Raw genomic sequence first — 21,281 nt, forward strand, 5'->3', positions numbered from 1 at the left:
GTGCTGCCACTCAAACGCGAGGGCCGAGATGTTATTTCAGAAACATTGTTTTTCTTACTTTGGTGTCTCTCTATTTCGCGAAAGCTTCATTCTAGCCGCCGTGACATTCGGGCTCGCTGCTTACGGTCCGGCCCGTGCACAGACGCCGCCAATGCCAGCGTCCACCATCTGGACAGTGCCGGAGGTCGGCGCATTGCCGAACGATGCCTTCGGTGCGCAGGTGCGGCGCGGGCGCGATCTCATCACCGCGACCTATGCCCATATCGGGCCCGAAGTGTCCGATCCCGCCAAACGGTTTGCGGGCAATAATCTCGCGTGCACCAACTGTCATCTTGAAGCCGGAACGAAGAAGTTCGGATTGCCGATCTTCGGCCTGTTCGAATTATTTCCGCAATACAGCGCCCGGCTCGGTGCCGAGATCACCATCGAGGATCGGGTGAATTCCTGCATGATGCGCAGCATGAATGGCCGCGAGCTGCCGATCGACAGTGCCGAGATGCAGGCGATCGTCGCTTACATTAAATTTCTCTCGTCGGGCGTTGCGCCCGGCCAGATTCTGCCCGGCCTCGGTGCCGGCACCATGGCCGAACTCAAGCGTGCGGCCGATCCCGTTCGCGGCAAGGCGATCTACGTTAACTCTTGTCAGGCCTGTCACAACACCGACGGCTCGGGTATTCGCCGCAGCCTGCCGACGACCGATCTCGGCTATATGATGCCGCCGCTATGGGGTTCGGATAGTTTCAACGACGGTGCAGGCATGGCGTGCTTGATCACCGCGGCGAACTTCTTGCATTTCAACATGCCGCATGGCGCGGATTATCTGAACCCGCAGCTCTCGGTGGAGCAGGCGTGGGATGTCGCGGCCTTTGTTGTCTCAATGCCCCGTCCCAAGAAGGCCGGGCTGGACAAGGATTTTCCCGATCTCTTGAAAAAGCCGGTCGATGCGCCATACGGCCCCTATGCCGATGGATACAGTGAGCGGCAGCACAAGTATGGACCGTTCGCACCGATCCGGGCTGCCATTGCGAAGTTGAAAGCAAAGAAGGGGCCGTGAGCAGTCGAGCCGTCGTCTCGGCGTGGATTGCCACTGTCCGCAAATCGGTTATCTATGGGGGGACTTGGATAATCGGGCACCCGTGACCCATTTCACCTTCGAGTGAGAGTAAATCTGGATCACATGACAATGAACAGCGCACTGCACCCGGCGGAAATCGTCAAGATCGGTCATCCCGTGCTTCGCGAGGGCACGCGATTGGTGGCACCCGAGCTGTTCGGATCACCGGCTCTCAATGAGTTGATCGACGTCATGCGCATGACGCTGAACGGCAAGGGGGTTGGTCTTGCTGCGCCACAGATCGCTGTGCCGCTCCGTCTCTTCGTCATCGAAGACACTGAAGACCGCATGCAGCATCTCAGCGCGGAACAGCGGCGTGACCGTCATCGCCATCCGTTTCCGTTCGAAGCGGTGATCAATCCCACATGGCGCGCCACATCGCCGCGCATCGCGATCGAGCCGGAAGGCTGCTTGAGTATCCCAGGTTTCAGGGCCGACATCCCGCGTTTCTGGGCGATCGAGGCGGAGGGCTACACAGCAAAGGGCGAGCGCAAGCGATGGTCGCTCGAAGGCTGGCCGGCCCGCATCTTCCAGCATGAGATCGATCATCTCGACGGTCTGCTGCTGACCGATCGGATGTTGCCGCACACGCTCGCATCAACTGAGCCGTTCGGGGACGGGGTCGATGCCGAGCTTCTCGCAAAGCTTGGTGTGAGCGGGCGTTAATGCCCCGGATGAATCGCATCGCTGAGATAAATGCAGGTCAGGATCGCAAACACGTAGGCCTGCAGGAAGGCCACCAGTAATTCGAGCGCGGTCAGCCCAACGGTCATTGCCAGCGGCAGCACGCCGCCGATCCAGCCGATTGCACCGAGCGAAGCACCGAGCATGGCAACGAATCCCGCGAACACCTTCAGCGCGACATGGCCGGCCAGCATGTTGGCGAACAGACGTACGCTATGGGACACCGGCCGTGACAGGAAGGAAATGATCTCGATGGTGACGACGAGCGGCAGGATATAGAACGGCATGCCCTGCGGAACGAACAGCTTAAAGAACTTCAGCCCGTTCTTGTAGAAGCCATAGATCAGCACCGTCGAGAACACGAGCAGCGCGAACGCCGCTGTGACGACGATATGGCTTGCAACCGTGAAGGCGTAGGGAAAAATGCCGATCACGTTCGACACCAGAATGAACATGAAGATCGAATAGACCAGCGCGAAGAACTTCATGCCGTCTTCGCCGGCGGTCGAGCGGATCATGTCGGCTACGAACACATAGCTTAATTCCGCCGCTGACTGGAAACGGCCGGGAACCAGTTGCTGGCCTTTCAAGCCCCAAACCGCCAGCAGGGAAATCACGGCAACCGTGAGCAGCATGTAGGCCGAGGAATTGGTGAAGGCGATCGTGTGACCGCCGATCTGGCCGATCGTGAAGATATTGTTGATGTTGAACTGGTGGATCGGATCAAGGGTCATGCACGCGGCTCCTCGTTCATGGGCCGGTATACTCGCGCCATCCTGGTCAACTCTCGCGACCTGTCAGAGTTGCATTGGACTCGCGTGTCGTATGTTGATCTATGTCAGTCGGGTTCCCATGGTGCCGACATGCAGTGTCGTTCTCCTCGCGCGAAATACGACGCTCAACACGGGTAACCTCACCAATGAGCAGACAGCGGCAACGCTTTGACCGGATTGGACGTTCGTCCAACGCGGCCATGCGGTGCTACAGCCGTAACCGAGTTTCGAAGCTTCGAAATATTGTCGTCATGACGGAGGAGGACTTCCTTCATTCCTGATCGTTCGCTCACTCTTTCTCAGGGGGTGGTGCGGCGGCGTCATCGTTCGGCTTCGAGGAGTGCCCCCCATGCACGGCGATAATCCACGTCGATCCACCGGTGACTCCTTGGATACAGCTATCGTCGGTGCCGGCATTGGTGGTCTCTACACCGCGTGGCGCCTGCTCGATTGCGGCGAGCCTCCCGGCGGAATTTCGGTGTTCGAAGCCTCCGCGCGTGTCGGCGGTCGTCTCTTCAGCATGAATATGCCGGGGACCATAGGGATCGCCGCGGAGTTTGGCGGGATGCGATTTCTCTCCAGCCACGCGCTCATCACCTCCGTCGCGGCAAAACTCGGTCTCAAGGTTCGCGAGTTTCCGGCGGGTGGCATGGAGAACATCTTCTATTCTCGCGGCAAGCGGTGGCGTGCCGGCGACATGGCGAGGAAGCAATCCATCCCCTACGGGCTGCGCGCGGATGAGCTTGATCTCGATCCGTTCGAGTTGATTGCCAAAGCCGTCCAGCAGGTCATGCCCGTCGTGAAACATTTGGAGCCCGATGAGTGGGCGAAGACCAAAGAACAGCTCACTCTCGACGGCCTTCCATTGATCAACTGGGGCTTCGCCAATCTGCTTAGCCGCTTCCTCTCGGACGAGGCGCTGCAGTTCATCGAAATGGGGATTGGCTATAGTTCGGTCGTGCGCAACTGGAATGCCGCCGACGCATTGTCGCTGGTTGTCGAGTATATCAACAGCCCGATGGAGAAAACTCTGGGAGACGGCATGCAGGCCTTGCCGGACGCTCTTGCGATGGCCGTCTTGCGCGGCGGCAGCACAGTTCATCGTCGGCATCGGTTGGTGTCATTGCGCGGCCCGGCCCAGACAAGCGATGGCCTGCAAGAACTCGTCTTCGTAACGCCTGATGGACCGCGTACCGTTCGTGCGCGTCGTGTTGTCCTTGCGCTGCCGCCACGCTCAATCGAACTCATCGACGACTGTGCACCGTTGAAAGAACCTCGCATCGCCGCTCTGCTCGCCAACGTGACACCACGCCCGTTTGGCAAGGTCTTTCTCGCCCACGAGCAGCCCTGGTGGCGTCCGCTCGGTCTGACCGGCGGAAAGGCGACGACGGACCTGCCGATCCGGCAGATCTATTATTTCGGCACCGAGCCTGACCGGCGGACAGATGCGACAGGTTACCTGACCATGGGTTATTTCGATCGTCCGCAGCTCGATTACTGGGTTGGCTTGCGGCGCCTGGAGCAGCCGGGCGCCAGCGGATTCGGCCTGCTCGATCCTGAAGGCCCCGTGGCGACAGAAGTCCGCCGCCAGATCGCTATCGTGCACGGGCTCGATCAGCCCATGCCGGCGCCGCTGTCAGTCGGCTTCATGAACTGGGAAGACGATCCATACGGTGGCGCCTGGCATACCTGGAAGCAGGGCGTGAAAAGCTGGGACGTCATGAAGACCATCGCGGCGCCGGTACCCGGAACAGCACTGCACATCGTCGGCGAGGCGTGGTCGACCAATCAGGGATGGGTGGAGGGAGCGCTGGAGACTGCGGAGGCCGTGGTCGGCGCGATGACACGCGTCCCCGCAAGCTGACCCGCTGCTTGGCATCGCCAGGATGGTCTCGATCACTCAGATTTTTTTGGTGGAGAGGCCGTGACCGGATGTGATGGCGCGGACCAAGCACCATGTAGGGACGGGGCGAACTGATGGGAGACATGCAATGCGTTTCGCCTTGGCACTTTGTCTTTTGATTGCTTTCTGTGCCTTTGCCGACGCTGCTACAAGAGCACGTCAAGGCAAATCCCGGCATGTCATCGTTCGTCCCAGCCAGGCAGTGATGCCAGGCTACGCCAGTCCAGCCTACGTCTCTCCAGGCGGTGTGCGTGTCTACCGCGACGACTCCGCTCCTGGTGGTTTTCGGACCGACCACGACCCGCCTGTTTCCTATGACGATCCATCCAAGTATGGCGGTCCATAATGGGCACTGCGGCGCCGATCAGTTAAGCGCGCAAGTTGAGGCGCGCGCGCTCCACGTTCAATGCCTTATCGCCGGCAGGTGGACTCAGGATGCGTGGTGCATCCGCATCTAGTACCGCCGATTTGAAGTCCCTGTATCAGTTGCGGCGATCTCGTCCAGGGACTTCAAATCGATAGCGGTACTAGAATCATAGGTTGCTAGTACCCTTTGCTTTCCGAAGTTCGCAAAGCGGGTGCTGCGACGTGTTACGAACTTCGGAAAGCGGGTACTAGCGCGTTGCTTTGTAGCAGTGCCCGCCGCCGCGATGCCTGACGCGGGCGCGACACGCATCCAGTGTCGAGAACGAGCAGTCAGGCTGTGCCATAGCTGATGTCCCTCTTAACTTCGCGCAATACTTGGCAGCATCCGCCGAGTCTTGAGGGTAAAAAACAAAGCCCATCGCGAGGAGCATCATCAGAGCGATAGGCGTCAGCTTTGAACGCAACATATCAAGCCTCCTTGTGCGATTTTGCCTTTGCGATTCTGCCTGAGCGATTTCGCTAAAGAGATGTTGCCCCGCTTTGAGGCTTCCCCGGACGTGCCTGATGCTTGACTGTAGCACGGAAACGCAACCTCGCGATATGGCGGCAGCAGTGCGGAACCAATCGCAATTTCAACCACAGCGTTTTTCTGGCTGCGCCTCTTTCCGCTGCTAGCACACAGTTGCATTCGGCGAGGTGGGCAATGGTTGATCCCCCCTAGCAAACCCTCAACTATCCAGCACCTGCCGGACCTTCAGCGCGAGCTGCTCGATCGTGAATGGCTTCGGCAGGAAGAATGTGCCCGGATCGATCACGCCGTTATGGACGACGGCATTGCGCGTATACCCCGTGGTGTAGAGCACCTTGATGTGCGGTTGCGCTTCAAGAATTTTGTCCGCGAGCTGCCGGCCGCTCATCTCGGGCATCACGATGTCGGTGAACAACAGCTTGATGTCGGGATGATCCTTCTGCTGTTGCAATGCCTCCGATGGAGAGGCGGCTTGCAGAACGGAATATCCCAGCTCACGGAGCGCGTCGACTGACACCTGGCGGACACGCGCCTCGTCCTCGACCACGAGGATGATGTCCTCGATTTGTCCGATCGGCAATTCAGCTGCTTTCTTCGTGGTTTCGATGTCGGCTGCTTGATCGCCGCTATAGCGCGGAAGATAGAGTTTGACGGTGGTGCCGTGGCCGACTTCTGAATAGATTTTAACATGGCCGGCGGACTGCTTGACGAAACCGAACACCTGGCTCAGCCCAAGACCCGTTCCCTTACCAACCTGCTTTGTGGTGTAGAACGGATCGAACGCGCGTTCGATCACGTCCAGCGGCATGCCTTCGCCAGTGTCTGTCACGGAGATCATCACATATTGGCCGGGCACCACCTCGGTGTGGGAGGCCGCGTAGCGATCATCGAGGTCCGTATTCGCTGTCTCTATCGTCAAACGACCGCCGTTCGCCATGGCGTCGCGCGAATTGACGGCAAGATTGACGAGGGCGCTTTCAACTTGCGCCGGATCGGCATGGGTGCGCCATAGACCGCCCGCCAGCACCGTCTCGACATTGATTGTTTCGCCGAGCGTGCGACGAAGCAGCTCCGACATGCCACTGACGAGTTTATTCGCATCCACCACGCGTGGTTCGAGAGGCTGCTGGCGTGAGAACGCGAGCAACCGTGCGGTGAGCACCGCAGCGCGGGCCGCGCCTTCGCTGGCATTGTCGATACACTTCAAGATATTCGGATGCTCGGCCCCAGTTAAACGGCGGCGCGCTACGTCGAGGGAGCCAATGACCACGGCAAGCATGTTGTTGAAGTCATGGGCAATGCCGCCGGTAAGCTGGCCGACGGCTTCCATCTTCTGCAATTGGCGCACCTGGCTTTGCGCGGCGGAGCGCTCTTGTATTTCACCCTGCAGGCGGGCGTTCGCAGTTTCGAGCGACAAGAGCCGTCGCCGTGCGTCGCGCAGCGCGACGAACGCGACGCCGACGAGCAGCAGCGCCGTGCCAACAAGGCCACCCAGCGCAAGCTCGTTGAGTGTGTCGGCACGGGCCGAGCGGTCACGCAGCGCTCTTTGATTTTCCAGCCGCATCTCGGCGATGATGGCGCGCATATGATCCATGATCGCCTTACCGCTGTCGCCGTTGACCAGCGCAAGCGCTTCGTCGCCATGGCCCGTAGCGCGCAATGTGATAGCCCGTTCAAGCTCGGCGAGTTTCGATCCAGCCAGCGGCTTGAGCTGCTTCGCCCGCGCTTGCTGCGTGGGGCTGTCCGCGGTCTGTTCTCTGAGAACGTCGACCTGGCTAAGCAGCTGGGCCTTCGCGGTCTCGTAAGGTTCGAGGTAGGTGTCCTTGGCCGTCAGCAGAAAGCCGCGCTGGCCGGTCTCGGCGTCGGTCGCAAGGCTGAGCACCTGATTGAGCTTGTTTTCGACCTCAAGCGTATGGCGGACCAGTTCCGCCGTGGTGCGCTGCTGAACCGAGAGCCAGATGACGCTTGCTGCGGTGACCAGGAGCAGGAAAAATCCGGCAAACAGCGGCAGCAACGACCGGTGCAGCCCTTCTGATTTCAGCATTTGCGCCATCAAGCGTTCGGCAGCCGACCGTCGGCTCACCGGGAGGGAAGGCTTAAGTACCGTAAATCCGGCGTTCGGCCAATAAGACGAGAGACTAGCCGGCGCTGGGCGGCTCGATCGGCGCGGACGTGGGGCAGGGAACCGCCTTGGGCTACGGGTCGAGTGGGGATAAAAAGGACCGACCGTTTGTCTTACCAGCCTTCGCGGAACGAACTAAAGAATACTCAGCCCCAAGGACCAGTTCGTATGAAATTCAAGTTTCTCGGCAGCGGTGATGCGTTCGGCTCCGGTGGACGTTTCAACACCTGCTTCCATATCGCGCGAGCATCAGGCGGTTTGTTGATCGATTGCGGCGCGTCGAGCCTCGTGGCCATGGGGCATTTTGGTATTCATCCGAATTCGATCGATACCGTCATCATCTCGCATGGTCATGGCGATCACTTCGGCGGGCTGGCGTTCATGCTGCGCGCACTACGCCTCGTACATCAGCGGGATCGCCTGCTGACCATTGCAGGGCCGGTCGGTATCGGCAAACGGATCGATGAATCCCTGGAGGCTGCCTTTCCCGGCGCGGTTGCCCACGGCACCAAATTTCCGGTGACGATCGTCGAGCTTGAGGTCGGCGTTGCGACGAGGCTTGATGACGGGCTTTCAGTCACGGCGTTCGAGGCTGTGCATCCGAGCGGCACGCCGACGCTGTCGTTGCGTGTGACCTGCGATGGCCGCGTCATCAGCTATACGGGGGACACCGAGTGGACGGACGCGCTGATCGATGTCGGCAACGAGGCCGATCTATTCATTTGTGAATGCTTCTGGCCGAGCCCGCGCCATCGCTATCATCTCGATCTGCAGACGCTGCGCGAGAAGCTGCCGCGCATCTCCGCAAAGCAAGTGGTGCTCACGCACATGTCCGAGGAGATGCTGAAGATCTCGGACGATATTCCCGAGACCACCGCGTTCGACGGTATGGAGATCGAGCTGTAGCGCGGATTGTCCGCGCTAGATCAGGCGAGGGCACCGGCGGCAAAATTCAGCGAACGCAAGTAAATAGTCTTCTACCTGCTGGCGATGATCTGCAAGCTCCACGACCGCAGCGATCGAATCCGGAGCTTCTTTCATCACCGGAAGCCGCAAGAAAATATCGGCATTGAAGTTCGCGGTGATGGTCGACAAAACCGTTCGCAGCGTTGCCAGCATATCATCTCCACGGTGGGACGCGTGCGTAAGGACGATCGGCTTGGCAACAATGGCCTCTCGGGAGACAAGCCAATCGATCGCGTTCTTCAGGCCACCTGGCACGGTCCTGACATATTCGGGGCTCGAAATGATCAGGCCATCGCTCTCGTCGATAGCTTCGATGAACTCCAGAACCTTGGGTGGGGTGAGTTCACCTTCAAGGTCGGGAGAAAACACCGGCAGATCGCCGATCTGATCTAAAACCCGGAAATCAATGCCGGTGGGCGCCACTCGGCTCATCGCGTGAAGCAAGTGCGTATTCGTTGAAAGGCGGCGGGCGCTGCCGGATATCCCTAAGAATCTCATCTTCACACCGCTTCCGACGATGGCACCAACGGCAGCAGTCGTGAATCCTCAATTGCAGCTTCACGATGGCCGAGCCCGGCGAGGTACGCTGCGCTGCTCGCAAACGCCATGAAGGACGATACGCTGCTTTGGCGCACGAGCATCGCGCGGTCCCAGTGCTCACTCTCCGGACCGATCAGAAACGAACCGCCATCGCCCATGAACATCAGCTCGCCGCCGCTCTCGCGCAGATAAGGCAGCGAGTGTGCGATGTAGCGGTCAAACGCCTCAGCGCCGCTGATCGGTTTGTCAGGCTTCAACGAGGGATGCGCTGAATAATCCGCAACGTTGCGAAAGCGAAGCAGGTTGAGCATCACGACTTCGCCTGTGATCGCGCGCCGGATGAGGGCGTGGCCGCTGGCTTCAGTTGGCTGCAGATAAGCGATTGGCTCTTTTATCATGGATGTGAACTCGGCTCTTTTATCACGGATGTGAACTTTCGATGCTGTGATGCTTAAGTGTCATAAGCGAGGCGAATGGCGTGCGCGGCGATGTCGCTCGGCCAGTCGGCGATGTGTTGTTCAAGGCGCGTGCGATCGTTGGCAAAGAGGGCGCGTGTTGCTTCCTCATAGCCGGGTAGGTTGCCGCCGATGGCCAGCATGAAGTGATAGGCGCGCTCCTGCGCCGCGCGCGTTTTCTGAACCGCGCCGCCGGTGCGTCTTGCTTCATCAATCAGCTTGCGAAGCGCGACCGACGCGCCGCCCGGCTGCGCCGCGAGCCATTCCCATTGCCGCGGCAACAGCGTGACTTCGCGGCCGATCACACCGAGCTTCGGGCGGCCACGCCCCCGCGCTTCTTTCGGCTCGGTTGCATCGTCGGCTGCGTCGGTCTGCGGGGATGACGATGGCGCGGCGTGTGGAGTCTCAGACAGCCGCGCGATGATCTCGGCTTTCGAGCCGCGCAGATCGAGATCGATGACGCGGCCAGTTGCGTCGTCGAAGGTGAGGATCGGATCGGCCGCCTCCCACGCCATCGCGGCTTTGACGGCGAGGGCGACCTCGACGAGAGGACCGGACAGCAAAAGCCGGCTGCCTTCAAAGGCGGTGCACGGCCGGGAGAGGACTTCACTCATTATAATACCGGAGCAGGATTGGATTGGGTGATTTATACCCTGATAAAAATCATTGCGTCAATAATACCCGGATAATATTGTGCCGCGTAGCACCGGGCGTTTCCCGGAATCCCAGGCGAGGCAGCCATGAAGAGTGAAGCGAGAAAGGCTGCGATCGCGGCTTACAAGGAACGCAAGAGCGCCGCCGGAATCTACACGGTCCGCTGCACGGCGACGGGTGAGATCTGGGTCGGGCAAAGCCCCAATCTCGACACGGTGCAAAACCGCGTGTGGTTCACGCTGCGCGTCGCAGGCAATCTGAACCGTGCGCTACAGAAAGCGTGGGACGATCACGGCGCCGAGCACTTCACGTTCGATGTGGTCGAGCGACTGGAAGATGATGATCTTGCTTACTGCCGCGATGCGCTGCTCAAAGAACGCCTCGCGCATTGGCGCGCGGAGTTTGGCGCGGCGGTGATCTGAATCACTTCGGAAAATGCTCCACGTGAATCCACGCTCCCGTCATAGGCGGAATTCAGGCATCGCTCAGCAATGGCTCTGCGTTGCGTGTCCATCCGCGCTCTCCGTTTGGCGACGTCGTGTGTCGCCCCATGCTTCATAAGACTATCGCATAGGCTTCATACAATTCGATTGCGACATCCCGCAGCAACGATTTTGCTTGAGGGCGCCGGATATAATGCGTCCCTTAGCGCATCCACAAATCATTGAATCGCATAACGATAATTCCGCGCGCCGACAGGCGAGACGCTTCCCTCTGACCGCGTCTTTTTAGGTCCCGGCTCTGCGCCCGGCGGAGGGGCGGGTCCTTGCTCGAAATAACCCGCGTCTGTACGGTGCGTCGCAGTTAATTTTCCATGAATGGATCATCTCAAATGACCGTAGTTCAAAACTCGGTGCCGGAGGAAAGCGTTGGGGGACTGCCGCCTGGCGTCCTCGTGGAAGGTCCATTGGTCGACGCCAAGCTTCGCGAATCCTATGCCGTATTCGGCATTTTGATCGCAGGTTCGATCGCAGCGTTGGTCTGGGCATTCACGCAAGGCATCGGCTGGGTGGAAATTTCGGTATTCCTCGGCATGTTTACGCTGTCCACGGTCGGCATCGGCTTCATGCATCGCTACTTTGTCCACCGCAGTTTCCGCTGCGGTCCGGTCATGCGGACGTTATTCGCCGCGATCGCCACGATGGCGGTGCAGGGCTCGATACTCAAGTGGGTCTCCAATCATCGCCGGCACCATCTTCACGCCGACCAGCCCGGCGATGTTCACAGCCCTTACTATGACGGCGTCGGCAACCGCTTTGTCAGTTTCGCCAAGGGGATGTTGCATGCGCAAGGCGGTTGGGTGTGGGACCACGCGACCACCGATGGCGCATACTACGCCAAGGATATTCTGGCCGACCCGATTGCCATGTTCTTCACCAGAACGCGCTGGTTCTGGTACGCGATGTCGGCGGTGTTGATTCCAGGCGCCATCGGCTACGCGTTTGGCGGCGTGCACGCGATGATCGGCTGCGTATTATTCTCCGGCCTGTTCCGCAGCTACGTCATGACCATGGCCACCTCGCTGGTGAACTCGGTCTGTCACAGCGACGGTCGCTACGGTTACCGCCGTTTCGAGACCAACGACGGCACGACCAACGAGTTGGTGACCACGATCCTCACCTTCGGTGAAGGGCTGCACAACAATCATCATCGGTTTCCGCGAGACGCCTACCTTTCGCACGCCTGGTACGAGATCGACATCAATGGCCTGATTATTCTTGGGCTTGGGAAGCTCGGGCTCGTGCACGACATTTTCGCGGGCGGCGCGCGTCAACAGTCTCGACCGGACGGACTTCGCGAGCCGTAAGCCTTCGAAAGGGCGTTTTAGTGGGGGGGAGGTCGCTTTCCAAGAAGGCGCAACGGTCACTGATTTTCGGTCAATGGTGGGAGGGGCAAACCCGTGCCTTGGTCCCGGTAGTTGAACTTACATTTCAAGTGAGGGAGAGCGAGATGAAAACACAATATATATTGGTTGTGGGATTGATGACCGTTCTTGGCAATGTTCCGGCGCTGTCACGAGACAATTCGGTAAGCCGGTTCGCACAAGCAACGTCGACAGACATGTGCTCGCAAGTGATATCGTGCGGAACAAAGGACGGAGTGCGGAAGGAATATCCAACGCCATGCGCTGCTGAAAAGGATGGCGCTACCGATATCAAACCGAAAACCGGCCCAACGTGTGAAGCGCTAAAATAAACGCATAACCTGGCGCTGACGCCAAGAATGAAAAACCCCGCCGAAGCGGGGTTTTTGTTTCGCCGGTCTGAGACCGACAGCACCTCAATCCGAGCCGCCGCCGCCTTCGGCGACGTGCAATTTGTTATCCACGGTATCGACCGTGCGGTCGATCTCGGCATTGGGCATGCCGAGCTGATGCGAGATCAGTTTCACCAACAGGTCGACGCGCTCGATGAAGGGCGCACCGCTGGCCACCGCACGTGCGGCTGACGATGGCTTGAGCAGGCTTTCGGCGGCCTTGGCATATTTTTCGAACGGCACTTGGTCTGCCGGATCGGCGCCAAGCTTCTGCGCCACTGCGTCGACGTGATTGTAGATCGACTGCGAGAGCTTGATGTCCTTGTGCACGGCGTCGCGGATCGACACCGGATCTTCCGGTGTAATGCAGCGGTAGTTGCCGGTGAGCAGCATCGACCACTTTGCCAGCGGCACGAACAGGGAGTCGAACACTTTCAGCTTCACCGGCACGTCCTGGCCGTCGAGCTTCACGGCATCGATGTCCGCTTCGAGTTCGCGCAGCACTTTATTGTGCGCTTCATCGGCGAAGGCGGCAGCCTTGAAATTCGTTGGCAGGCCGACATGAAGCACGTTCGCGCCTTCCTCCGGCGGACGGAAAGCCTGCGGATCGGGCGAGCAGAGTGTCACGAGTCCCGGCTTGAAGCGCTCCCACACCGAAGCGTTGGTGTAGGCCTCTTCGAGGTCCATGCCCTCAAGCTTGCCGATGCGCTTGAGATAGGGCAGGGGCGGCATGTTCATGATCGACAGGCACGGCAGGTTGGCCGCGGCAATCTTGATCATCAGCGTGCGGATGGTGTGGTTGGTGTATTGCGGCTCCTGCATCGCAAGGCCGACCATGTCGTAACGCGACACGTTGATACTCTGCGGCGGCGCTGCGTCGAGTTTACCGGGCAGGTCGCGCGAGAAGATGGAGCGGTGGTTCGGCTCGTCGCGCAGCTTGATGCGCACCTCGGTGCCGTCACGGTTGATCAGATCGGCGGTCTTCTGCCGGCAAACCAAGGTCACGTTGTGACCGGCCATCAGCAGCTTCGTTGCCAGCAAAGAACCGTATGAGGCTCCAAGAATGAGAATGTTGCGCGCCATGCTCCCTCGTCTCCAGATCGCGCTTTGATGCGCTCAGTTGATTGTGTCGCCCTTGCGGGCACGATCTAACGTGCCACGCGGCCATGAGTTTCAAAAAGTTTCAGGATTCAAAACGGTGTCAATATGTCCCGGATTTCCAGATGCCTTAAGTCCCCGGGCGCATCAGCCAGTTTTGACGGCGGCGAGCAAGAGTTTTCTTGGCCGTTCAATCACTTGCGTTTCGCTTGGCGGAATTGTTGCGGCGATTTGTGAGCGATGAGGGGACTTCAGGACGCGCGCAGCGGATGGGGCAAATGGCGGAAGCGTCTGTGATGTCACCGCTGCAGCGGGCGTGGTCGCTGCAGCGGTGAGCGGTCGCGCGTTACGTTGCTCGCGAGAATCCGAAATCGTCGGGGATGACCGTGAGCGGACCGATCGGGACCTGCCCCGGGTTCGATCCGTTGAGCTTGTGGAACGTGATCTTGTCCTGCCAGACCTTGCGCAGGAAATCCTCGAAAACACTGATCGTGAGTTGCTCGCCTGGGCATCTGCGATAGCCGAAGCCGAACGGAGAGAAGCCGGCGTGATCGCAGACCGGATGCTTGACGCCATCCACAACCCCGAAAACGGTGCCGAAGCCACTGTTCGTGATCTCCACCTTGCGTCCATCCTTCACGCTGAAATTCGTGGCTTCGAATGGGCAACGCGCGAGTCCGATCTTCTGGACGTGCTCATCAGTGATGTCCGCACTGGTCGGTACCTTCAGGTATCGCTCAGGAGTGAACGACTGCGGATCATTCCATTGGACCGGATCCACGCTCGTCGATGTGTGAGGCGTGGCGATGTAGCTGTGCCACTCGAGCCGCGGGTTGAACGACTTCTGCGGATCCGCACCGTAGAAGCTCGCCCGGCTGCCTTGGATTGCGGAAATGCTGCCGGTGTTCGGCATGATGGTTCGGAACAATTCCATCACGAACATCTGCAATGGTGTATAGGGCGCGCCATTGGCGTGGTCGTAAGTGCCGCTGCTCATCACCTTTTGGAAGGCGGTACGAACTGCAGAGTCGCCGGCATTTTCGGATAGGCGGGACATGATCCCGAATATCGTATTGCCCCATTGGCTCAGCGCGACGAAATTGTGGAAGCATTCGAAGACGACGTCTGCCTTGCTGAAATGCGCACCATCGCCGGCATTCTTCAGCCAGTAGTAGGCGATCGTCTTCTCCGGCTGAGCCATCCGGCCGTTTTGTATCTCGCCGAGTCGATCATCGATCCACGTCTTCAGGAAGTCGAGCCGTTCGCGGACTTTCATGTAATTGTCGTGGGTGATCGGAAGCAACGGGTTGCGATAGGCCAGAACCGTGTTGAAGGCTTCTCCGATCTCCCGCACCTTTGCCGGGATGGCGTCTCCCTTGACCCCGAGATGGAGGTCCCAATACAGGTCGAAATAGTAGTCCAGGTAGTGCCGCATGAACGGCTTGTTGGCGAACTGACCGTCAAGCAATTTGTCGAAAAACGATTTGACTTTTTGAGCGTACATTGGCGCGTAAAGGTCGGGCGTCATCCCGGCGAAATAAATTCGCTTACGGAGATTGTTCTCGCCACGTTTCTCGAGCCCCTGCAGGAAGACTGTCACGCCTTCTTTGGGCGTCGGTTGCCAGTCCTTATAAATGAGGCCCCAGAAATCAAAGGGGAGAGCATTCTCCTTGGTGAGATTGACGTCGATCATCGGCAGCGTCGGTCGCTCGCCTTCGTAGAAGCTCGTCAAGAAGAAGGGAATGACGGCGTGGCGAACGTACTCCGGATCGAAAGTCTTCGGGATGGTGGTGAGAAAGCGCTGGAGTGCGCCGGCAATATATTCGGGGAGCTTGGTCGTATCGATATCGGCGAATGCCGTTTCGCTATTCGATAGAACGCTGGCAGTCGTTCCTCCGCCCAGTGCGATCGCAGCTGCGCCGCCTTTTAGTAAAGTTCGACGTTCCATGAGTCCTCCTTTGGCTTCGCTGGAGTGAAAGCCTCTTTGAGATCCGTAGGTGCTCATGCGCGAGAGCAAGTCGTGCAAATCTGACACGAACTATGTGCCGCTGATGTAACATCGCGGTGACTGCTTTCAGAAAGTGGGGAGCGTTGGTTCGTTGATCTGTTTCGCAATGCACATACAACTGTGCGTCTGGAGCGGTCTGCAAAACAATGAATCTTGTTCGTGCGGCAGAATATCAAACGGTGGTTTGATTCAAGTTCGAGATGACGCGTGTCACGCCAACTTATCGTCGCGCATTCACCCCTCGGATTTGTGAACGCACGCGGCGCGCCTCGGGCCTTGTCGTCGGCATATAGTTCGTGACGGAGGCCGCATTTCTCAGCTATGATCCCGCTGCTGTGATGTGTCGTCGTGGCGATTGTTCCTGACACACGTTTGTCGGAGAGATGCTCTAGTGTGGTGGTTCAGAAGGTCGCTCCATTTTTGCAGCGCTTCCTTCCAGCGAACTTCTGAACCTAAACCACACTAGAAATCATGAATTGCTAGTGTCCTTTCGAATCCAAAGTTCGTTAAGGAGCGCGCTGCACGATGAGGCGAACTTTGGATTCGGGACACTAGACCTAAAAAAGAAAACTGTGATCAGGAGGCTACGTATGCATCGAGTCCTGAGCTCTTGTCTTTTTTCTATCGCTCTCGTTTATCCCCTCAATCTCGCTCTGCAGACATCGCCCGCGCAAGCGAGTGCTTCGGCAGTGATTTCGCCAATGGCGGTCTCTGAAACAATTTCAGATTTCAGTGCACAGCGTGGACAAGGCAACCGTCGTCCGGGTGCGGGGCGCCCAGGGGGGCGGCCACCAGCAGCACATCGTCCGGGGCGACGTCCCGGCGCACATCGTCCGGGCGTGCGTCCGCGTCCGCCTGTAGCGCATCGTTCCTGGGCTCGTCCGCGACGTTATTCCTGGCGTCCGGGAGGTGCGATAGCTGCTGGTGCTGCGATCGGGTTTGTTGCTGCTGCCACGGCCGCAAGTTGGGCCGGAAGGCCCCCATCACCAGGTCTCTGCTGGTACTATACGGATTGGACTCGCAGACAGGGATTCTGGGACTTCTGCCCGTAAGCGCTAAACACGCTCAAACTGCTTCAAACTGATTAAGTGAAGCGTGGAGGTGGGAATGCGCGGAACGAGTCTGCTTGCCGCTTTGGGTGTGGTGACATTTGGATGTGTCACCACGTCTCCGGCTGATGCGCAATTGCTGCGGGCAGGACGGTTGCTGTGTTTTTCCAGCGCGCGCGTCGGACTGGTCGTCGGCTCAACTCAGTCGTTGCGTTGTGAATTCCACGCGACCACGGGTCATCGATACATCTACGAGGGACGGATCAGGCGTGTCGGGCTCGACATCGGCGCCACGTCAGCGGGCGTTTTGTCGTGGCTTGTCCTTGCAAGGAGTTCACGGGTTGGCCCCGGAACCTTGCGCGGAACGTATGTCGGCGCTAGCGGGAGCGTGTCTCTCGGACCGGGGCTTGGAGCCAATGTTCTTATTGGAGGATCGAGACGAAGCATTGCTCTGCAACCGATCTCCATTGAGCGTAAAGTCGGCATCAATCTGGCCGCAGGCGTTACGAGCTTGACGCTCGGGCCAAGAGGCAGGCGCTAAAGGGGAAAGGCGCTGAGCAAAGTTGAAATGGAAGGATCGTAAGGCGAGTACCGGAAGATCAACTTCGATTGTGGGGCGAAATCGTTCAACAAGGAGACTGTCCTATGTCTGATCTCGTCATCGTTGGTTTCGACAATCAAACGGATGCCGATCGGGTTTTGACCGATCTGACTCGATTGCAGAAGGAGTATCTGATCGATCTTGAGGATGCCGTCGTTGCCATTCGCAATGCGGACGGCACCGTTCGGATCAAGCAGTCCGTCAATCTCGTTCAGGTTGGCGCGACGGCGGGTGGTTTGAACGGAGCATTGCTGGGAAGCCTGATTGGGCTGCTGTTTCTCAATCCGCTCGCGGGCTTTGCCATGGGCGGCCTGATCGGAGCAGGATCCGGGGCTTTGTCGGGCAGCTTGATGGATTTCGGAATTAATGACGATTTCATCAAGCAGATCGGCGAGACCATCAAGCCGGATTCATCTGCGTTGTTTCTCCTGATCCGCAAAGCGCAGCCGGAGAAGGTCCTCAAGGAGCTGCACCAATACAAGGGGCATCTCATTCGTTCGTCGTTGTCTCCGGAGCAGGAAAACAAATTGAAGGAGGCGCTCGAACGCGCGCAAGCACCGAGTCCAAGTGCTGGCGTTGAGGGGGCGGCCGCGGCTGCACGTCAGGGCGGTGTTGACGTCGGTAACGGGGCGCCTGCAAGGGCTTGATGAATGCCTGATCGTTAGCGCCGGTCCGGTCGAGAATGGTCGGACCGGGACGCTGGTTTCAAAAACACGGCTGAGCAACGTCCGGCGCGAATTTGGCACGTCTCGCCGGCTGCTCGCTCAACGAGGAGACGCGCATGGCTATATCCTGCAAAGGCGAGCGTAGTTTGGTGAGTCACGAGGAGTATGATGTGATCCGGACGTCACATCATCCCGAAATCTACGATCTCAATCTTCCGGAACTGGAGAAACTCCGCGGTCGCCTCAAACAGATGCGCGACAAGGAGCGGACTCTGGCGAGACAGAAGCAACGCGAGCGGCGAGGCAAGGCTGAGCCGCGCGGCAGTAGCTTTCCGGGAACGACCGAGCAGCCGATGAAGCGCCAGCAGGTCTTTGCACACGCCCTCAGGCGCCTGAACAAGGAAATCAAGCGCACCCGCTATCTGGAAGCGCGTGCGGCCAATATTGATGCTGCGCATCGGGCGCTAGCGATGCGGCGCGCTGCTAATTTCTCAATTCGCCCGGCGGCAGGCGATACGGCGAATGAGGGAATGAATCCGCGCCCCAGCCGCCGCCGTATGACGAGAGTTTCGGGAAAACGGATTGGCAGCATCTCGCAAGCGACGAAAGTCACGCAGGCCACGCGCGATTCCAGAGGCTGATGCTGACCGGATCTTGCGTTCCGGTAAGTTGCGTCTCGGTCAGTTGCGCCGTTGTGCAGATCCAGCGACGTCCTCGTCGGCGGGGATTTCGCCCGGCCGATAATTCGGCAGTCGGCTGGCCGGAAAGATCGCGAGCATCGCCAGTCCCGCCATGATCAGGAGGCCGATCTTCAGCGCGCGCAGCCGCGCTTCGGTGTTGATCTGCACCGCTTCGTCCACCTGCTGCGGTGTGGCGGTGGTGCCTTCAAGGGTCGTGCGCAGGCGGTCGTTGCTGATGAAGGTAATGTTATCGAGATTGACCTGGCTTTGAAGGTCTTTTGTCAGGATCGGATTGGACGTGATCCGGCTGAGCGCGATGGTGCTGAGAAGGCCGACGAGCAGTGCGCCCGCCAGCGCCGTGCCGACAGCGGCGGCGAGATTTTGCGTGGTGCCGCGCAGCGAGCCGACATCGCCCGCCAATTCCTTGGGCGAGGATGTCACCAGCACGTTGAATAACAACGTCACCAGTGAGCCTTGGCCGATGCCGAACAGGACGAGGCCGAACAGAACCGGGACTTCGCTCCAGTCATTGCGCACCACGAAGGCGAGCCACACCAGCCCGATGGTGCACAGTGCGAAGCCGAATTGCGCGATGCGGCGTGGCGTCAATTTGTCGTAGAGGTTGACGATCAGCATCGCCGCGAAGAACACCGTCAGGTTGAAAGGCATCATGGCAATGGCAGTGGCGAGCGGCGATCGGCCTTGCACGATCTGGATATAGAGCGGGATCGAGAAATTCAGTGCTGCCTCCAGCGCGACCACGGCAAACAGCGCATAGACCGCGTGGCGCTCCTCGGGCGAATCGATCACTTCAAGGGCGAGCAGGGGTGTGCGGCCTGCGGCCTGGGCGCGATGGGTCCAGGCCAGAAACGCCTGGCCCAGCACAGCGCCGATCACGATCAGTATGGGGGCTGGTGAAAGGCCAAGCACATTGAACGGTGCGTTGGCCGTCGCCACCATAACGCCCCATCCGTTGAGGTTGTTGAAGCCGAACACCATCATAATGATGGCAGCGGCCGCCAGAATGACGCCGATAAAATCGATCTTCACGTCCGGCCGCCCATGGTCGGGCTTCAGACGGAAGCTCAGGACGAAAGCGAGAGCAGAGGCGGCGATGAGGACACCGAATGCGGGCCGCCAGCCGATATAGGTGCCGAGCACGCCGCCGATCACGAACGCCATTACACCGGCTGCGGCACGCGCGGAGCCGAGTGCGCCGACAGCAGTCGCTTGCTGCTTGCCAGTGTAGTTTTCGGCAATGAGCGCCACCAGCGATGGCACGATCACCGCACCGGCAGCGCCGCAAAGCGCCTGCGCTGAGATCATAGTGGAGGCTGACGGGCTGAAGGTCATGATGATCTGCGAGACGCAGAACAGGATGACGGCGGCGCGGAAGACCTTCAACGCGCCAAATCGCTGCGCGAGCTTGGCGCCGAGCATAACAAAACCGGCCACCAGCATGGAGTAGGCCACGATGCCCGTGGCAACGGTGGTCGGCGGAACGCCGAAGCTCTTCACCATGCCGCCCATCGCCACCGGCAGCGACGCGACGTTGAAGGACATGATCATCTGGCCGAGCGCGATGGCGACCATCGGCAGCCACGATGTCCGCGTTTCCTCGTGATAGGCGCCGGCTGTCATCGTTGTCATCATGTCCTCCGATTGGCCGAGTTCTTTGATGCGTGTCTTCGAATAGTCGAGGCAGCGGCAGGGCTGACGTTCGTTGTTCGCTCACTCTTCAGGTCGCGAGACGAACAGATCCATTCCCAAACGCTGAGACAGGAATTTTGCCGCGAGTTGACCCTTCACGCTGTTGCCTGCCGCATCGAGCGGCGGCGCGAATGTGCCGAAACCTCCCTTGCCGGGAGAGACAGCGACGATGCCGCCGCCAATGCCGCTCTTGCCGGGCAGCCCGATGTCGTAGAGCCAATCGCCGGATGTCTCGTACAGTCCTGCAGTGATCATCACGGCAAGCGCATAGTGGCACACGCCGGCATCGACGACCCGCTCTCGCGTCACGGGATTGACGCCGCCGTCTGCCAGCGTTGCGCCCATCACTGCCAGATCGCGTGCGCTCACGTTCAACGAGCATTGCCGGGTGTAGAGATCGGTGGCTTCCTTGGCATCGCAGTAAATACGATCGTAGCTTTCCAGGAGGCGCGCGATGCTGCGATTGCGGAAGTTGGTGTCCGAGGCGGACGCATAAACTTCTTTATTCAGCGGCAGCCTCCGGCCGGCAAAGCGCGACAGTCCGTCATAGAGAAAATCCCAACGCTCTTCGGCGGTCTTTCCAGGGGCGAGGCTCGTGGTCGCAATGGCGCCCGCATTCACCATCGGATTAGTGCGGCCATCGCCGCGTTCGATGGCGGTGAGGGAATTGAATGGAAAGCCGGTGGCGTTGGCGCCGAGTTTTGCGCGCGCCTCCTCAGGACCGATGGTTTCGCAGATCAGCGCGAACACGAACGGCTTCGACACGCTCATGATGGAGAATTCGTGGTCGATGTCGCCTGCGCCATAGACGCGCCCATTGGTGTTGACGATGCAGACGCCGAACAGGTCCTTGGGCACGCGTGCGAGCGCGGGGTAGACTTGCGAGTTTTCGCCGTCCTGGTTTGATTTGAAGAGTTTGTGTGCATCGTCAACGAGCCGTTGCACGTGCTCATGCGCGGGAAGATGTCCCGTTGAAACGAAAGGCCTTTCGTCTGCGACCGGCGGCAAGTCCATTGGACCCCCCTCAAGCTGACGATCGTCTTGTGGATCGTCTTAGGACTTCGGCAACACAGCAGTTCGCTTAAGCGAAGGGATAGGCACGTCTCTC

At 59.2% G+C, this 21,281-nt stretch carries 19 protein-coding genes; 10 read left to right on the plus strand and 9 right to left on the minus strand.

Features of this window, described 5'->3' with window-relative positions:
- Positions 1-28 precede the first annotated feature (28 nt).
- Both ACZ5C3_RS11270 and ACZ5C3_RS11275 read left to right on the plus strand, forming a co-directional pair.
- Entirely contained in the window at positions 29-1,054 is a 1,026-nt protein-coding gene (locus ACZ5C3_RS11270) for a c-type cytochrome (protein ID WP_464037719.1), read from the plus strand.
- Between the two features lie 129 nt (positions 1,055-1,183).
- A complete protein-coding gene (locus tag ACZ5C3_RS11275; RefSeq protein ID WP_464037720.1) occupies positions 1,184-1,780 on the plus strand; it encodes a peptide deformylase in 597 nt (198 codons plus the stop codon).
- On the opposite strand, the gene ACZ5C3_RS11280 is transcribed toward ACZ5C3_RS11275, so the two are convergent.
- Positions 1,777-2,532, minus strand: a complete 756-nt coding sequence (locus ACZ5C3_RS11280; RefSeq protein WP_464037721.1) for a F0F1 ATP synthase subunit A — start codon at positions 2,530-2,532, stop codon at positions 1,777-1,779. The genes ACZ5C3_RS11275 and ACZ5C3_RS11280 overlap by 4 nt on opposite strands.
- Before the next feature lie 388 nt (positions 2,533-2,920).
- Here ACZ5C3_RS11280 and ACZ5C3_RS11285 point away from each other — a divergent pair, with 388 nt between their 5' ends.
- Positions 2,921-4,435: a flavin monoamine oxidase family protein gene (locus tag ACZ5C3_RS11285; RefSeq protein ID WP_464037722.1), complete on the plus strand. Its 1,515-nt coding sequence runs from the start codon at positions 2,921-2,923 to the stop codon at positions 4,433-4,435.
- A gap of 127 nt (positions 4,436-4,562) precedes the next feature.
- Positions 4,563-4,820, plus strand: a complete 258-nt coding sequence (locus tag ACZ5C3_RS11290) for a hypothetical protein (protein WP_464037723.1) — start codon at positions 4,563-4,565, stop codon at positions 4,818-4,820.
- Positions 4,821-5,568: 748 nt separating this feature from the next.
- On the opposite strand, the gene ACZ5C3_RS11295 is transcribed toward ACZ5C3_RS11290, so the two are convergent.
- Complete coding sequence (locus tag ACZ5C3_RS11295) at positions 5,569-7,413, minus strand: CHASE3 domain-containing protein (protein ID WP_464037725.1); 1,845 nt, start codon at positions 7,411-7,413, stop codon at positions 5,569-5,571.
- 246 nt (positions 7,414-7,659) lie between these two features.
- Here ACZ5C3_RS11295 and ACZ5C3_RS11300 point away from each other — a divergent pair, with 246 nt between their 5' ends.
- The gene (locus ACZ5C3_RS11300; protein WP_464037727.1) at positions 7,660-8,397 is read left to right on the plus strand and encodes an MBL fold metallo-hydrolase; all 738 of its coding nucleotides are present in this window, start codon (positions 7,660-7,662) and stop codon (positions 8,395-8,397) included.
- 15 nt (positions 8,398-8,412) lie between these two features.
- Here the strand turns inward: ACZ5C3_RS11300 and ACZ5C3_RS11305 are convergent, their stop codons facing one another.
- The 3 genes from ACZ5C3_RS11305 to ACZ5C3_RS11315 are packed head-to-tail and all read right to left on the minus strand — an operon-like array spanning position 8,413 to position 10,066.
- Complete coding sequence (locus ACZ5C3_RS11305; RefSeq protein ID WP_464038318.1) at positions 8,413-8,955, minus strand: NADPH-dependent FMN reductase; 543 nt, start codon at positions 8,953-8,955, stop codon at positions 8,413-8,415.
- 2 nt (positions 8,956-8,957) lie between these two features.
- Entirely contained in the window at positions 8,958-9,395 is a 438-nt protein-coding gene (locus tag ACZ5C3_RS11310) for a DUF1330 domain-containing protein (RefSeq protein WP_464037729.1), read from the minus strand.
- A 53-nt stretch (positions 9,396-9,448) separates the two neighbouring features.
- Positions 9,449-10,066 (minus strand): DUF2239 family protein, encoded by a 618-nt coding sequence (locus ACZ5C3_RS11315; protein ID WP_464037730.1) that lies wholly within the window; start codon positions 10,064-10,066, stop codon positions 9,449-9,451.
- A 126-nt stretch (positions 10,067-10,192) separates the two neighbouring features.
- Between ACZ5C3_RS11315 and ACZ5C3_RS11320 the strand changes: the two genes are divergently transcribed.
- Positions 10,193-10,528 carry a GIY-YIG nuclease family protein gene (locus ACZ5C3_RS11320; protein WP_464037732.1) on the plus strand — a complete coding sequence of 112 codons (336 nt, stop codon included), beginning with the start codon at positions 10,193-10,195 and terminating at the stop codon, positions 10,526-10,528.
- A 410-nt stretch (positions 10,529-10,938) separates the two neighbouring features.
- Positions 10,939-11,913, plus strand: a complete 975-nt coding sequence (locus ACZ5C3_RS11325; RefSeq protein ID WP_464037734.1) for an acyl-CoA desaturase — start codon at positions 10,939-10,941, stop codon at positions 11,911-11,913.
- 473 nt (positions 11,914-12,386) lie between these two features.
- On the opposite strand, the gene ACZ5C3_RS11330 is transcribed toward ACZ5C3_RS11325, so the two are convergent.
- Positions 12,387-13,445 carry a ketopantoate reductase family protein gene (locus ACZ5C3_RS11330; protein ID WP_464037736.1) on the minus strand — a complete coding sequence of 353 codons (1,059 nt, stop codon included), beginning with the start codon at positions 13,443-13,445 and terminating at the stop codon, positions 12,387-12,389.
- Between the two features lie 361 nt (positions 13,446-13,806).
- Positions 13,807-15,408, minus strand: a complete 1,602-nt coding sequence (locus tag ACZ5C3_RS11335) for a hypothetical protein (protein WP_464037738.1) — start codon at positions 15,406-15,408, stop codon at positions 13,807-13,809.
- 1,167 nt (positions 15,409-16,575) lie between these two features.
- Here ACZ5C3_RS11335 and ACZ5C3_RS11340 point away from each other — a divergent pair.
- From ACZ5C3_RS11340 to ACZ5C3_RS11350, 3 genes are all read left to right on the plus strand, one after another.
- Positions 16,576-17,058, plus strand: coding sequence for a DUF992 domain-containing protein (locus tag ACZ5C3_RS11340; RefSeq protein ID WP_464037739.1), 483 nt, complete (start codon positions 16,576-16,578; stop codon positions 17,056-17,058).
- A gap of 104 nt (positions 17,059-17,162) precedes the next feature.
- On the plus strand, positions 17,163-17,765 hold the full coding sequence (locus ACZ5C3_RS11345; protein WP_464037741.1) for a DUF1269 domain-containing protein: 603 nt from the start codon (positions 17,163-17,165) through the stop codon (positions 17,763-17,765).
- A gap of 134 nt (positions 17,766-17,899) precedes the next feature.
- Positions 17,900-18,424: a hypothetical protein gene (locus tag ACZ5C3_RS11350; protein WP_464037743.1), complete on the plus strand. Its 525-nt coding sequence runs from the start codon at positions 17,900-17,902 to the stop codon at positions 18,422-18,424.
- A 39-nt stretch (positions 18,425-18,463) separates the two neighbouring features.
- On the opposite strand, the gene ACZ5C3_RS11355 is transcribed toward ACZ5C3_RS11350, so the two are convergent.
- On the minus strand, positions 18,464-20,113 hold the full coding sequence (locus ACZ5C3_RS11355; protein WP_464044720.1) for an MFS transporter: 1,650 nt from the start codon (positions 20,111-20,113) through the stop codon (positions 18,464-18,466).
- A gap of 81 nt (positions 20,114-20,194) precedes the next feature.
- A complete protein-coding gene (gene glsA, locus ACZ5C3_RS11360; RefSeq protein ID WP_464037748.1) occupies positions 20,195-21,187 on the minus strand; it encodes a glutaminase A in 993 nt (330 codons plus the stop codon).
- Between the last annotated feature and the right edge of the window lie 94 nt (positions 21,188-21,281).

Source organism: Afipia dichlorophenoxyacetatis, assembly GCF_055386385.1.